This is a genomic window from Colwellia sp. KS18-150 (assembly GCF_057551365.1).
Map to the genome: position 1 here is coordinate 128,872 of NZ_BAAJMC010000006.1, position 14,636 is coordinate 143,507.

Here is a 14,636-nt window from a genome sequence, read left to right on the forward strand (position 1 = left end):
TTTATAATTCTTTTAATTGAAGCTTGTTTTATCTTTATTATTTAGTTGTTTCGCCAACTAATAACACTCTATCTGATAAAAACGAAAAAATATTTAGCACTATGGTGCTATGCGTATCACTTTGTTTTTTATAATTAATATCGTGAATCACTATTTTTATCGGTTTAATTTCCAAAAACTGACAACATGCTTTGCTGTACTAATGGGAGCGGCTAATAAATAATCACCCTCTTCACCACCATGTTCAATTTCAGGGTTGACCATAATGCCGTGGCCCAGTTGTGTTATTTCAACCAATTCAACTTGTGTTTGCTGCTGCGTATCTTGCCAATGTGTCACGGTATAATCCGCATTGTTTTCAATAACAGGTGTTGATTTAAGTTGGAACAAGTCTCGCCATTGTTGAGCAAAAACAATGGAATTTACTGGGTTGACTATATTGTCTTTCATACCAGTCCATATAGATAATCTTGGCCATACGGTTTGATTAGGGTTTAGTTGTTTAACTTGTGCTACTAACTCACTCACTTTTTGTGAAGGGCCATTTTTCATACAGGAAATGCCAGTAATTAAACCGTCTGCACAAGGGAAAGGAATGCCGGCAACAACTGCACCTGCAGTGAATAATTCAGGATAATTCACTAGCATGATACTAGCCATGGCGCCGCCACCAGATAATCCGATGATATATACATGCTCACTGGAAAATTTGTTCTTCGCTGCCAGAATCATATTCTTAAGGGTTAAGCTTTCACCTTTATCCTTACCAAAGTCCTCAGCTGAATACCAATTAAAGCAACCTTTAATATTATTTTTTTCACTTTGCTGAGGTACGAGCAAGGAAAAATTATGCTTTTTCGCTAACCCCAACAAGCCGCTTTGCTTAGCTAATTGCTCTCCATTTTGCACACAACCATGCAATAAAATAACAAGTGCCGATGATTGCGCTTTAGGCTGGTAATAACTGGTTGTAAGTGAGCCTGGATTTTCACCAAATGTTGTCAGCAAGGTAAAATCTTCAGAAGCGATTGCCGAAAGGCTCAATGAAAAGCCGAGAAGTGAAATGAAGACGTGTTTCAATATTCGCATAAACTATTTATCCAATTATAATTTTATCTGCATAATGACTGACTTTGCTTATTTTTAACAATGGCACTTTAGTGTAAGCACCAATAAACCTATAAAATCATTTACTATATTTTTACTCAGTTGATTTAGAGAGGTTAAACCTAACATTGCCTTGTCATTGAACATGACTCTGAGTTAGGAAGAACTTAATCAATTTGCTATTACTTCTCTACTCTCGCAAATAATGAATAAAGCCTATAAACTTCAACTTTTAATTGAATTGGGAGTCTTTGTGAAAACAAAACTTATCACCAGAGAAGGGTATGAAAAACTCCAGCAAGAGCATAACCATTTATGGAAAGAAAAGCGCCCAGAAATAACTAAAATAGTCTCGTGGGCTGCAAGTTTGGGCGACCGTTCAGAAAATGCCGATTATCATTTTAACAAACGTGTATTGCGTCAAATCGATAGCAGAGTCAGGTTTTTAAGAAAGTTATTACCTGAACTAAAAATAGTCGACTACTCACCACAACAAGAAGGCAAAGTTTTTTTTGGTGCTTGGGTAGAAATTGAAAATGATGCAGGGGAAATAAAAAAATTTAGAATTGTTGGTCCTGAAGAAATATATGGTATAAATAAGAGTTATATATCCATTGATTCACCAATGGCACGTGCACTGATCAAAAAAGAAGTTGATGATGATTTTTTTGTACCCACACCCGATGGAGACAAAGAATGGTGGATAAAATCGATTAGCTATGAAAGCTAAAGATGTTATCCCTAATAGCTTTTAGTTGGCAGTCTACATAAAATAAATAATAAAAAGCATAAGGGATTCATATGACATTTCACCCTCGATATATTTTCGCTCCATCACTAAAAATATTCGCCTTACTTTTCTCCATTGTATTACTAAGTGGCTGTAACGGCTCGAGCGACGTACCTCCTTGCAGTCGCTCTGAAGATGCCTGTGTCGTTAATATAGCACCGCCTGAAATATGGTGGGATGTACCAAGTGCAGACTTTTCGGAAAATGCAGATAGACCAACAATCAGCTTACTCGGTAACAAAACAGAGTTACTTTCAGTAGGTGATGATTACCTTGAGTCTGGCGCAACCGCGCTAGATGAACAAGACGGAGATATATCTGCGCAAATTACTATTAGCGGTCAAGTTAATACAAGTGTTATCGGTGATTATGCCATCAGATATTCAGTCACCGACAGTAACAACCTCACCGCGCTGGAAAAAACCCGTATTGTGAGAGTCACCGGCAGCTCTGCTGAAAATTTTTCTAGGCGCCCATTAGGGACTAGCATTGCTAATTTCGGTTATTTAGAGCATTTACCGACAAATTACGGACAGAGCCTAACTGAAAAGCCACCGCTACTCATTTATTTACACGGCTCAGGCGGGAACGCACAATTTTCTAATTCAACCGATCCCACCTTGGCACTAGACTCAATTATTAGAAATCATGGCTTACCTAAACTTATTGAAGAAGATGAGTGGGATAACTCATTGCCTTTTGTTGTCTTAGCACCACATTTAGGCATAGTGGATAGTGCGGGTTATATGGAAAGAATTGATGCGTTCGTTGAATATGCCAAACTGACATACGAGATTGATACCTCAAGAATTTATCTGGTTGGTTGGAGCAACGGCGGTTTTCTTAGTTTTGAGTATGCTGTTAATTTCCCCGACAAAATAGCCGCTGTAGCGCCGATGTCATCGGGTTTACCCTACGAAAACATCGCAATACCGAGCTTTTTTTGTAATATTGAGAAAGTACCAATGTGGCTATTTCATGGCACTAAAGATGAAGTGATCAAGTTCTCAAACACCATTGCAGGATACGATAAAATTATTGATAGGTGCCAACCAAGCATTTTGCCAAGGGTCACCCTTATTGTTGATTCTGTACACTCAGCGCATAATGAAATTTTTGATCTGAGCGCCATGGTTGGCGGTAGCAGAGGCGCTACCTACGACACTAGGTTTGAACCTTATGACATCAGTATTTATCAGTGGTTACTTACTCATAGCTTAGAAGATAGGCAACAATAACAACTATTAATTAGCCTTTAACCAAGCTCTTTAAGACATTGAGCTTGGTGCTATTTCATTAACTTATTTCAATATTAATAAGCAAACTGAACACCAAGACGGATATTAACACCGCGCATAAAATCATCACCATCTAATTGGACAGTATCTAACGTTGAAGCTACATCAAGGTTGACGAACTTCATCATGGTAATACCTGCATTTAAATAGGCTAATTTTGAACCGGCTAAGTTACGGCTAAAACCGACACGAACACTGGGTAACCACCAACTATCTGCGGCATAATCGGCAGTGACAGATAACCACTGATATCTATCTCGCATTGGATCAACAACAGGATTGGCATCTAACTCCATGTGTAAACTCCACTGGCTATCCTGTGTATAAATGCCTGCGCCCAATTTAAGTTGACGTTGCATAGTAAATTCTTCGTGATAATCGAGTTCTTTATTAATTTGCTCGGAGGTATAACGTCGTCTATCTATTTCAGGAAACTCATATGTATGCTCAAAAAGGCTAGTCAGCGACATACCTATCTGATAGTTTTTTGCTGCCCATACCAAGCCTAAATCAAGATCAAAACCATTCTCATAGATAAAGTCAGCATTTTTGATATCATCAAATAATGCTTCAGAATCAGTAATATCTCCAATTCTTGCTGTTACATTTGTCATACCAACACGATAATAGCTAGGTTTTATCCCCCAGTATAACTTACCACTTTCATGAGCAAGTAACTCTCGGCTATAAGCAATGGAGGTTTGACTAATTTTAGTAGCCTTCACTAATAGTAAACTATCGTTATCTATAGTTAGCTTGATTTGATTATCTGCAGGGTTATAAAAAAGAGTAATTCCGCCACTTAAATCTAGCTCTTGGATAGGATCTGACTCATTAAAATCAGGGATTGTTTCTAATTGTGCTCTTGCCTGATCACTGTCAAAATTAATCGCTTCCATTATTCCCACAGCTTTAGCATTCCCTTTAAATGAACTACCAAAAATCAATGTACCGCCATATAAATCTTCGTTTAACACAAAAGTTGCGTTAGCATTCGCTTCTGCTTTGGCATAACCTTCAACTCTGATCAAGGCAAATAATGCTGCTGTTTCCACTACTTGATCTGTTATTTCATCAACCCTATCTTCTAATTCGGGATACATGTCAAATAAATCATCCCATGTATAGTCACGGATGGGGTGCTCTGGTGAAGGAGGCAAGTCTGATGGATTATCATCTGAAGGGGGAGTAAAATCTTCCCTTAACCGATCAATTGTTTCAAACAATTCATCTAAATCTCCATATTCAATGCCACCTCCTAGCTCGATTAAGCCTCCTCTCATTACGTGTGAATCATTTCGTTCAACGATCAAAGCCGCTGCAGCAGGATTTCCTGCATTAGATAATGCTTTTTGTGAATAATTTAAACTAGTGCCAAGTGGCTGAATATCAGCTAAAGCGAAAGTTGTTGGTAAAATAAGCAGTGTTACTAAAGCAACTCTGAATCTTTTTGATGTGAATATATTGGCTAATGACATTTGAGTTATATGCGTTTAATAAATATAAAAATAATACGTTTAATACTGTAATTTTATGTGAATATTCTAACACGACTGTTTATTGTCAGTACAAAAAAACATCGCTTCATTACAAAGCTATAACACTTTATGTTTTTTCATTTTTTACAAGCCTACTTCGAATTGGCACTTGGCAAACATCTAATACTGGTGGTGGTTTTTGATAAAAGAACTCATTTTCACGAGCACGACGTTTGTCTAATCGTTGTGAAAATTGTGCCGATTCAGTGTTTTCAACTTCAATAATAATGCGCTCTTTCTCCGGCACATCGCTCATTAATCGCATGCTAACAATCGCAGTGAATTCACGGCTATCAATTGCATGTTCACCTTCGATTACACTTGTACGCTGTATGGCTTGAATATGCTCCATACCATAAACAACTCGACCAAAAATGGTCATGATTTTATCTAGGTAACGCGGTGCTTGACCAATTACAAAATAAAAATGACTCGAAGCAGAGTCGGCTTCATTGCCACGTGCCATTGCTAAAGTGCCTGGACAGTGAGTTAACCATGCGCTTTCTTGATTATCACTTGCTAGTGCAAATCCATGCTTGAAACCAGTATTTTTAGCGAACAAGTCATTATGTTGCACGGAGGTGAATGCCCATTGTGCGTCAGTTTTAAATTCCCCTTCTATCGACAACAAAGAGACAGACTTATCTTGTTTACTACCATCTTTTGGACCCGCTTGAGCGACAAAACCATCAATAACACGATAAAATTTATTACCATCGTAAAAACTTTGCTTTACTAGCGTTGAAAATTGTTCAACATGTTTCGGTGAGAATTGCGGCGCTAATTCAATCACCACTTTTCCATGTGGCAAAGTTAACATTACCGTTTTATCTAAATCCAAAACTCGCCAAGGTGGGTCCATAACATTGTCGGCACCGCAAGCCGCGACAAACCAAAAGGCACAAATGACTATGGTCACTTTTAAAGATTTTTTCATGCTGATTACTTAGGTATAATAAATAAAAATTAACTATATCATTATTCTGGAGTTTTTCAGTGAACAAAAGTCTAGTCACTAATTTCCTTGCTTTAGCCTTTACTTTATCTGGCTTTGTTTTAGAAAATCACATTTTATACACCTTGGGCTTATTTGCTTTATCAGGTGCTGTGACTAACTGGCTAGCAGTCCATATGTTATTTGAAAAAGTTCCTCTTCTTTATGGCTCAGGAGTCATTCCTGCTCGCTTTGAAGAGTTTAAATTAGCTATTCGCCAACTTATGATGGAGCAATTTTTCACTAAAGAGAATATCGACCGTTTTTTATCTACCGGCTCAGGCGCTGCTAGCAGCATTGATTTAACTCCAGTGATTGAAAAAGTCGATTTAACCCTTGCCTTTAATAATTTAGTTACTGTCATTGAGAACTCTTCTTTTGGGCCTATGCTCGCGATGGTAGGCGGTAGCGAAGCTATACAGCCGATGAAAGAACCCTTTATTGAAAAAATGAAAGTATCAATAAAGGAAATTAGCCAAAGTGATCAGTTCAATAACTTGTTACGAGAAGAATTAGAGCAACCGGATATGATTGCCAACATGCAAGAAAAAGTCAGTGACATAATCGAAAAGCGCTTAAATGAATTAACACCACAACTAGTGAAGGAAATCATTCAAGCGATGATTAAAAAACACTTAGGTTGGTTAGTCGTTTGGGGTGGCGTTTTTGGTGGCGTTATCGGCTTAATTGCCGCCTTAACTAATAATTTTTAAAGTGAAAATACACTTTAGCCAGCTGTGCAAATAAATAGTTTAAAATTGCCATCAATTATCCTTAATTTTGCTGAACTTTTAAGCTATGCTTGCCACTCACTCTTTTGATTAATCCTATTGGTATAAATTAAGAGTGTTTAATTCATTTAATTTAACACTTACACATAAGGTACATTCCAGTCATGTTTGCTAGCTTAAAAGCTTTGCCTTCCGATCCTATTTTAGGACTATTAGCTAAATACCGAGAAGATTCTAACCCTAACAAAATCGATTTAGGTGTTGGCGTTTATAAAAATGAAGCCGGTGATACCACAGTACTTAATTGTGTTAAAAAAGCTGAGCAGCACCGTACCGATACCGAAAATAGTAAAGTGTATATTGGCCCAACAGGCTCAAGTCTTTTCAATGATGAAATGACCAAGCTTATTTTTGGCGCACAGCATAAAGTATTAATTGAGAACCGCACTCGCACAGTTTCTACCCCAGGTGGTACAGGAGCGTTACGAGTAGCGGCTGAATTTATAAAGTCATGCAAAGCCGGTGCTACCATTTGGGTAAGTAACCCTACTTGGGCAAATCATACCGGTTTATTTGAAGCGGCAGGTTTAACGGTAAAAACTTACCCGTATTATGACTACGAAAATAAAAACCTAGACTTTGACGGCATGCTAGCAGCATTGAAACAAGTCGCTAGTGATGATGCTGTACTTTTACATGCTTGTTGTCATAACCCAAGCGGTATGGATTTAAATCAAGAGCAGTGGCAACAAGTCGCTGAAGTCGCAAAATCGGTTGGTTTTACGCCAATTATCGATATGGCTTACCAAGGTTTTGGTCAAGGCTTAGACGAAGATGCATATGGTTTACGTTTAATGGCAGAATCTGTAAACGAAATGGTTGTTTGTAGTTCATGTTCAAAGAATTTTGGTTTATATCGAGAGCGCATTGGTGCTTGCACTATTATTGGTGAGAGCAGCTTACAAGTGGATATCGCCAACTCAGTATTGTTATCTGTTGTTCGTGTTATTTATTCTATGCCACCAGCCCACGGTGCAGCATTAGTTGAAACAATTCTTTCTTCTGATGAGTTACGTAATGAGTGGTACCAAGAGTTAGCTGAAATGCGTAACCGCATCAATGGCAACCGCCAATTAATTGTTGATAAATTGATTGAAAATGGTGTAACCCGTGACTTTAGTTTTATCACTCAACAAGCAGGTATGTTCTCTTTCTTAGGTATTACCCCTGAGCAAGTACAACAGCTGCAAGATGAATATAGTATCTACATGGTAGGTTCAAGTCGTATGAGTATTGCCGGAATCGCTAATAGTAATGTTGATTACTTAGCCAAATCAATTGCCAAGGTGCTTTAAATTAGCAGCGACTTGTAACAAGCTTTGTTACTTATTTCATATCAGGGCTAGGCATTTTTTATCTTAATAAGGTAAAATATTGCTTAGCCTTTTTTTATTAATTTTTAAACCTTTCAAGGAAAATCACGTGACTGTTCCTGGTAATCTTTTTATTCTTTCTGCGCCAAGTGGTGCCGGTAAATCCAGTTTAATCAAAGCATTGCTTGAGCAAAGTGTCGAAGCATCTTCAAGGCCTATGCAGGTTTCAGTTTCCCATACCACTCGTGATCCTCGTCCCGGTGAAAATAATGGCGAGCACTATCATTTTGTCTCTGTAGAAAGCTTCAAAAAACAAATTAAAAATAATGCTTTTTACGAATATGCTGAAGTATTTGGCAATTATTACGGTACTTCAGAAGCAGCCATTGACGCGCAGCTTGCACAAGGCATTGACGTATTTCTTGATATTGACTGGCAAGGCGCCCAGCAAGTACGCATGAAAAAACCGACGGTAACCACCATTTTTATTACACCTCCTTCACGAGAAGAATTGGAAAAGCGTCTACGAGGTCGAGGTCAGGACAGTGAGGAAGTAATTGCTCAGCGCATGGCGCAAGCACAAGGCGAATGTTCTCACTATCAAGAATTTGATTACATTGTTATTAACGATAACTTTGAACAAGCATTAGCGGATTTAACTACTATAGTGAATAATCAACGTTTAAAACGTAATCAACAAATTGCTCAACATCAAGCATTGCTAAACGAACTGATTAACTAAAATCATTCGAATAAAACTATTTAACCTCAATAACGCCTTTTACTTGCTAAATGCCTTAGCTGTCAGTAAAATGCACCGCTATTTTATAATTTAAGTTGGAGTGCCCAAATGGCTCGCGTAACTGTTGAAGATGCCGTAGAAAAAATCGGTAATCGTTTTGATTTGGTGCTAGTTGCATCACGTCGTGCTCGTCAAATTGCCACGGGCGGTAAAGATCCTTTGGTTGAAGTTGAAAATGACAAGCCAACCGTATTAGCTTTACGTGAAATTGAAGCTGACTTAATCAGTACAGCATCAATGGATACCTCAGATCGTCAAGAGCAAATTCAGCAAGATACTGCTGAATTAGATGCTGTTGCAGCTATCGTTGGTGACCAACCACAAGAACTAGGTTAATTAGCGGCAATAACTGCCCCAATTACCCTAAAGGCGCGTAACTTTTCTCTATTATTATAGAAAATAAGTTACGCGTTTTTTATTGCGCTTTGTATGGCATAGCCATCAAAGACAATTTCCTTTGCATTTAACGCAAAGCCACGTATTCTAAGTATATATCCTCAAGCCACCTTGAAGATGTTCAGATTTCTATTTCTTTTTTCGTCAATTTGGAGTGATAGGTGTATCTATTCGAACCATTAAAAGAATTAAGCGCAACTTACCTTTCAAAAGTACAGCTTGATCTACTTAAACATGCCTATATTGTTGCCCGTGATGCCCATGACGGTCAAATGCGCTCTAGTGGTGATCCCTACATAACCCACCCGGTTGCAGTAGCACTTAATCTGGCTAAAATGCATCTTGATCATGAAACCTTAATGGCTGCTTTACTTCATGATGTCATCGAAGATACCGAAGTCACCAAAGATGAACTTGCCGAGCTATTCGGACACACTGTCGCTGAGTTGGTTGAGGGCGTCAGTAAACTTGATAAACTAAAGTTTGATAACAAAGAAGAAATGCAAGCGGAAAACTTCCGTAAAATGGTTTTGGCCATGGTGCAAGATATACGCGTTATCTTAATCAAACTTGCCGACAGAACCCACAATATGCGCACCTTAGGTTCATTGCGCCCCGATAAACGCCGACGTATTGCCCGAGAAACTCTAGAAATTTATGCCCCAATAGCTAACCGCTTAGGTATACATGATATAAAGAATGAATTGGAACTATTAGGATTTCAAGCACTTTACCCTATGCGCTCTAGAGCGTTAAAGTCTGCGGTAAAAAGTGCTCGTGGTAATCGTAAAGCCATTGTAGATAACATCCAAGAAGAAGTCTTAGCCCGCTTAGCTGAAAGTAATATTGATGCTCAGGTGATAGGCCGAGAAAAACACCTATATTCTATATATCGTAAAATGTTGAACAAAGAATTAATGTTCAACGAAGTTATGGATATTTACGCTTTTCGCGTTATTGTTGGCGATAAAATGGATGATTGTTACCGCGCCTTAGGTGCCATGCATAATTTATTTAAGCCGATTGAAGGCCGTTTTAAAGACTATATTGCTATCCCTAAAACCAATGGCTACCGCTCTTTGCATACCTCGCTAATTGGCCCTCATGGTATTCCGGTTGAAATTCAAATCCGAACCCAAGACATGGACCAAATGGCTGATAAAGGCGTTGCCGCCCATTGGCTTTATAAAGAAGGTGGCGGTAATACCGACACTACAGCGCAAATGAAAGCGCGTCGCTGGATGCAAAGCTTACTCGAGTTACAGCAAAGTGCGGGTAGCTCTTTTGAATTTATCGAAAATGTTAAATCAGATTTATTCCCTGAAGAAATTTACGTTTTCACCCCAGAAGGTCGCATCATCGAATTACCTATGGGCGCTACGGCAGTTGATTTTGCTTACGCAGTACATACCGATGTCGGTAACTCTTGTGTCGGCGTTAAAGTTGACAGAAAACCCTACCCAATGAGTCAAGCTCTGGATTCGGGTCAAACAATTGAAGTAGTGACTTCTGCAGCAGCAAGACCTAATGCGACTTGGTTAAATTTTGTTGTGACCGCTAAAGCACGTTTACAAATTAGAACTTATCTAAGAAGCCGTGAACAAGCTGAGTCTAAACAACTTGGCCAACGATTATTAAGTCACGCTTTAGGTAAAGTGAAACTCGAAGATATTAGCGAAGAGAAAGTTGCCGAAGTCGTTGAACAAAGTGGCAACGAATCATTTGATGAGCTACTCACAAATATTGGTTTAGGTAATGCCTTAAGTATAGGTATTGCACGACGCTTAACCGATGAATTTACTGAAGATAGCGACTTAACGCCTAGTAATAGTAAAACCAAAATGCCCATTAAAGGCACTGAAGGTATGCTAGTCAGTTATGGTAAATGCTGTCGCCCTATCCCAGGAGATACAATTTTAGCTTATCTCAGCCCAGGTAAAGGGTTAATGGTGCACCAACAGGGCTGTCGTAATATTAAAGGCCATGAGCAAGGCGGTTTATTCCCAGTAAAATGGGATAAAGATATCGACAGAGAATTTATTGCTAAACTAAGAGTAGAAATCATCAATCACCAAGGTGCGCTCGCTTTACTTACCAATGTCGTTGCCAAATGTGGCTCTAATGTCCATAGTTTAAATTCAGGCGAGAAAGATGCTGGCCTTTACGTAATTGACATGGAAATAACTTGTCTAGATCGAATACATTTAGCCGATATAATCCGTAAAATTAAAGTAATGGTTGATGTACAACGCGTTATTCGAAATAAGTAACAATTAGGAACTAATATGAAAAGTATCATTAATACTGACCAAGCACCTAGTGCAATCGGTACATATAGCCAAGCTGTAAAAGTAAATAATACCGTTTATTTATCAGGACAAATTCCACTAGTACCAAGCACTATGGAAGTAGTCGAAGGCGGTTTTGCCGAACAAACTGAGCAAGTGTTTAAGAACTTATCAGCAGTATGTGAAGCAGCAGGTGGTACCATCAATGATATGGTGAAAGTTAACATCTTTATGACCGATCTTAATAATTTCGCCACAGTAAATGAAATTATGGCTAAATACTTTCAACAGCCTTACCCTGCTCGTGCTGCGATTCAAATTTCAAAATTGCCTAAAGCAGTAGATATTGAAATTGATGGCGTCATGGAACTGCCAAACTTAAGTTAATAAATAACAAAGATACTAAAAATGACACCAGAAAGACTACAGCGTATTAACACCATGCTGGATAAACGCCAACCTGACCTCACAGTGTGTATGGAAGGGGTTCATAAAACCCATAATTTAGCTGCCGTAGTACGAACCTGTGATGCCATTGGTGTCAGTGATGTACATGCCGTATGGAAGAGTGAAGAAGCTGAAGTGCGTGGCGGTAGTGCTGCGGGCAGCCAAAACTGGATTGACGTTCATAATTATCACAGTACCGAAGACGCTATTAACACCTTAAAAGCTCAAGGAATGCAGGTGTTAGTTACTAACCTTTCTGATACTGCGGTAGATTTTCGTGAAGTAGACTACACCAAACCAACTGCAATTATTTTAGGGCAAGAAAAATTTGGCGCTTCAAAAGCCGCTCTAGCATTAGCAGATCAAGATATCGTTATTCCTATGGTTGGCATGGTGCAATCATTAAACGTTTCCGTCGCTTGTTCCGTGGTGTTATATGAAGCGCAGCGTCAACGTCAGCTGGCAGGCATGTATAATAAAGCAAGCCTTAGCCATGAGCGCAGACAACGCACTTTATTTGAAGGTGGCCACCCTATCTTCGCCGAAGCTTGTCAGCGCAAAGGATTACCATACCCTGCTATTGATGAAGAAGGTCAAATTGTCGCTGATGAGTTATGGTGGCAAAAAATGCAGATGGATAAAAGTGCCTGGCAACATATTGATGATTAACTGGCTTAGCCAACTATAACCAGGTAATTACTTTATGGAAGCCTTAACCAAGTTATCACAAGTTGCCCTAACTACTTTTAAAGGTGTAGGGCCGAGTATGGCGGCAAGGCTTGAAAAATTAGGCCTTATATCAGCTCAGGATTTATTATTTCACTTACCGCTTCGCTACGAAGATAGAACCCGTGTAACTTGCGTTCGAGATTGTCTGGCTGGCACTCATACCAATATTATTGGCGAAATCACCAACAATCAAATTACCCACGGTAAACGACGCATGTTGGTGGTTGATTTACATGATGGTACCGGCAGTGTTCAACTGTGCTTTTTTAGTTTTTCCGCTAGTCAAAAAAATAGCTTACGTGTCGGTCAAACTATTCGCTGCTATGGTGAAATAAAACGAGGGCCACGCGGTTTCCAAATCGTCCACCCAGAATACAAAGCGCTTGATGATGACCGGGAACTAACTCCCGTTGAAGAAACACTTACTCCTGTTTACCCAACCACGGATGGTTTAAAACAGCTTTCTCTACGTAATTTAACCGAGCAAGCGTTAACTCGTCTGCAACGGGGGCAAGTTGAAGAATTACTGCCAGCGAGTCTTTTTGATGAAAGCTACTCTCTCGCCCAAGCGTTAGCTGTTATTCATAGACCGCCACCAGAAACTTCTACTAGCGACCTTGAAACCGGAAAGCATCCCGCGCAGCAACGGCTCATTAAAGAAGAATTACTTGCCCATAACCTCAGCATGTTAAACGTTAGGCAAAGTAGCGATATTCATCCTGCCATTTCACTGAGCATTGATAATGCCGTTGAAAATGACTTTTTAGCGACACTACCTTTCTCCCCCACCAATGCGCAAGCACGTGTTGTTAAAGAAATTAAAGCGGACTTAATTAAAGATCATCCCATGATGCGCCTGGTTCAAGGAGATGTTGGCTCAGGTAAAACCTTAGTCGCAGCGCTTGCGGCGCTAACAGCGATTAGTCAAGGCTATCAAGTAGCGTTAATGGCGCCAACAGAAATTTTAGCTGAGCAGCATGCGATAAACTTTCAGCAATGGTTCGAACCTTTAAATATTCAAGTGGGTTGGCTCGCCGGAAAAACCAAAGCTAAAGCGCGTCGTGAAGCATTAGCTAATATTGCCAGTGGTGAGATGCAAATGGTGATTGGCACGCACGCTTTATTTCAAGCGGACGTCGCTTTTAAAAACTTAGTATTGATCATTATTGATGAGCAGCATAAGTTTGGCGTACAGCAGCGACTTTCCTTGCGAGAAAAAGGCGAGTTTAACGGTAACTATCCACACCAGTTAATTATGACCGCGACGCCAATTCCTCGAACACTTGCCATGACGGCTTATGCCGACTTAGATACTTCAGTAATTGATGAGTTGCCACCTGGGCGCACGCCGATAAATACGATTGCTTTACCTGACTCTCGACGCGATGATGTCATTGAACGTATTCGTCAGGGGTGCACTCGTGATAATCGCCAAGCGTATTGGGTATGTACTCTGATTGAAGAATCAGAAGTATTACAATGCCAAGCTGCTGAAGATACCGCGGTGATGCTAAAAGAGCAATTACCTGAGCTCAATGTTGGCTTGGTGCACGGACGAATGAAAGCCGATGAAAAGCAAGAAATTATGGATGCTTTTAAAGCGGGTGATCTTCATTTACTTATTGCCACCACAGTGATTGAAGTAGGTGTTGATGTGCCTAACTCCAGTTTAATGGTTATTGAAAATCCAGAGCGTTTGGGTTTAGCTCAGCTACATCAATTGCGTGGCCGGGTTGGTCGTGGCTCTGTCGCCTCACATTGTGTACTTATGTATAAAGCACCACTTTCAAAAACCGCCACTAAGCGCATGGCAGTGTTGAGAGAAAGTAATGATGGTTTTGTTATTGCCGAAAAAGATCTCGAAATCCGAGGGCCAGGTGAGCTGTTAGGTACCAGACAAACGGGACTAGCCATGCTAAAAATTGCTGACTTAGTGCGTGATGGTTATTTAATTCCTGAAATACAACAAAAGGCCTACTTGTTATCTCGTCAACACCCAGAATGCGCACAAGCACTTATTCAGCGTTGGTTAGGTAATAAGGAGCGCTTTTCTAAAGCTTAACGTTTTTCTTATCACCAAAAAAAACTGCCAAACTGTAATCAGCTTGGCAGTTAAAAAGCATGAAACACACAATGAATTAGG

13 protein-coding genes are annotated in these 14,636 nt (G+C 39.6%); 10 read left to right on the forward strand and 3 right to left on the reverse strand.

All coding sequences use genetic code 11. The annotated features are described in order from the left end of the window. Positions 1–156: 156 nt before the first annotated feature. The gene (locus tag AC27IF_RS10460) at positions 157–1,089 is read right to left on the reverse strand and encodes an extracellular catalytic domain type 1 short-chain-length polyhydroxyalkanoate depolymerase (RefSeq protein WP_487054222.1); all 933 of its coding nucleotides are present in this window, start codon (positions 1,087–1,089) and stop codon (positions 157–159) included. Positions 1,090–1,360: 271 nt separating this feature from the next. On the opposite strand from AC27IF_RS10460, the gene greB reads away from it, so the two are divergent. Together greB and AC27IF_RS10470 are read left to right on the forward strand one after the other, a co-directional pair. Next, a complete protein-coding gene (greB, locus tag AC27IF_RS10465; protein WP_487054223.1) occupies positions 1,361–1,837 on the forward strand; it encodes a transcription elongation factor GreB in 477 nt (158 codons plus the stop codon). A 71-nt stretch (positions 1,838–1,908) separates the two neighbouring features. Then, the gene (locus AC27IF_RS10470; protein ID WP_487054224.1) at positions 1,909–3,135 is read left to right on the forward strand and encodes an immunoglobulin-like domain-containing protein; all 1,227 of its coding nucleotides are present in this window, start codon (positions 1,909–1,911) and stop codon (positions 3,133–3,135) included. Positions 3,136–3,209: 74 nt separating this feature from the next. Here AC27IF_RS10470 and traF read toward each other — a convergent pair whose 3' ends face one another. Continuing rightward, on the reverse strand, positions 3,210–4,673 hold the full coding sequence (gene traF / locus AC27IF_RS10475; protein WP_487054226.1) for a conjugal transfer protein TraF: 1,464 nt from the start codon (positions 4,671–4,673) through the stop codon (positions 3,210–3,212). 127 nt (positions 4,674–4,800) lie between these two features. Continuing rightward, positions 4,801–5,670 (reverse strand): peptidylprolyl isomerase, encoded by an 870-nt coding sequence (locus tag AC27IF_RS10480; protein ID WP_487054228.1) that lies wholly within the window; start codon positions 5,668–5,670, stop codon positions 4,801–4,803. Positions 5,671–5,729: 59 nt separating this feature from the next. On the opposite strand from AC27IF_RS10480, the gene AC27IF_RS10485 reads away from it, so the two are divergent. The 8 genes from AC27IF_RS10485 to recG all read left to right on the forward strand — a co-directional run bounded on the left by AC27IF_RS10485 (position 5,730) and on the right by recG (position 14,555). Continuing rightward, on the forward strand, positions 5,730–6,440 hold the full coding sequence (locus AC27IF_RS10485) for a DUF445 domain-containing protein (RefSeq protein WP_487054229.1): 711 nt from the start codon (positions 5,730–5,732) through the stop codon (positions 6,438–6,440). A 182-nt stretch (positions 6,441–6,622) separates the two neighbouring features. After that, a complete protein-coding gene (locus AC27IF_RS10490; RefSeq protein ID WP_487054230.1) occupies positions 6,623–7,813 on the forward strand; it encodes an amino acid aminotransferase in 1,191 nt (396 codons plus the stop codon). 127 nt (positions 7,814–7,940) lie between these two features. Further along, the gene (gene gmk, locus AC27IF_RS10495) at positions 7,941–8,573 is read left to right on the forward strand and encodes a guanylate kinase (RefSeq protein ID WP_487054232.1); all 633 of its coding nucleotides are present in this window, start codon (positions 7,941–7,943) and stop codon (positions 8,571–8,573) included. A 108-nt stretch (positions 8,574–8,681) separates the two neighbouring features. Further along, positions 8,682–8,969 (forward strand): DNA-directed RNA polymerase subunit omega, encoded by a 288-nt coding sequence (gene rpoZ / locus AC27IF_RS10500; protein WP_487054233.1) that lies wholly within the window; start codon positions 8,682–8,684, stop codon positions 8,967–8,969. Positions 8,970–9,190: 221 nt separating this feature from the next. Further along, positions 9,191–11,299 carry a bifunctional GTP diphosphokinase/guanosine-3',5'-bis pyrophosphate 3'-pyrophosphohydrolase gene (spoT, locus tag AC27IF_RS10505; RefSeq protein ID WP_487054235.1) on the forward strand — a complete coding sequence of 703 codons (2,109 nt, stop codon included), beginning with the start codon at positions 9,191–9,193 and terminating at the stop codon, positions 11,297–11,299. Positions 11,300–11,314: 15 nt separating this feature from the next. Further along, positions 11,315–11,704: a RidA family protein gene (locus tag AC27IF_RS10510; protein WP_487054236.1), complete on the forward strand. Its 390-nt coding sequence runs from the start codon at positions 11,315–11,317 to the stop codon at positions 11,702–11,704. Between the two features lie 21 nt (positions 11,705–11,725). Continuing rightward, positions 11,726–12,433: a tRNA (guanosine(18)-2'-O)-methyltransferase TrmH gene (trmH, locus tag AC27IF_RS10515; RefSeq protein ID WP_487054238.1), complete on the forward strand. Its 708-nt coding sequence runs from the start codon at positions 11,726–11,728 to the stop codon at positions 12,431–12,433. Positions 12,434–12,467: 34 nt separating this feature from the next. Further along, positions 12,468–14,555, forward strand: coding sequence for an ATP-dependent DNA helicase RecG (gene recG, locus AC27IF_RS10520; RefSeq protein ID WP_487054239.1), 2,088 nt, complete (start codon positions 12,468–12,470; stop codon positions 14,553–14,555). The last annotated feature ends 81 nt before the right edge of the window (positions 14,556–14,636 follow it).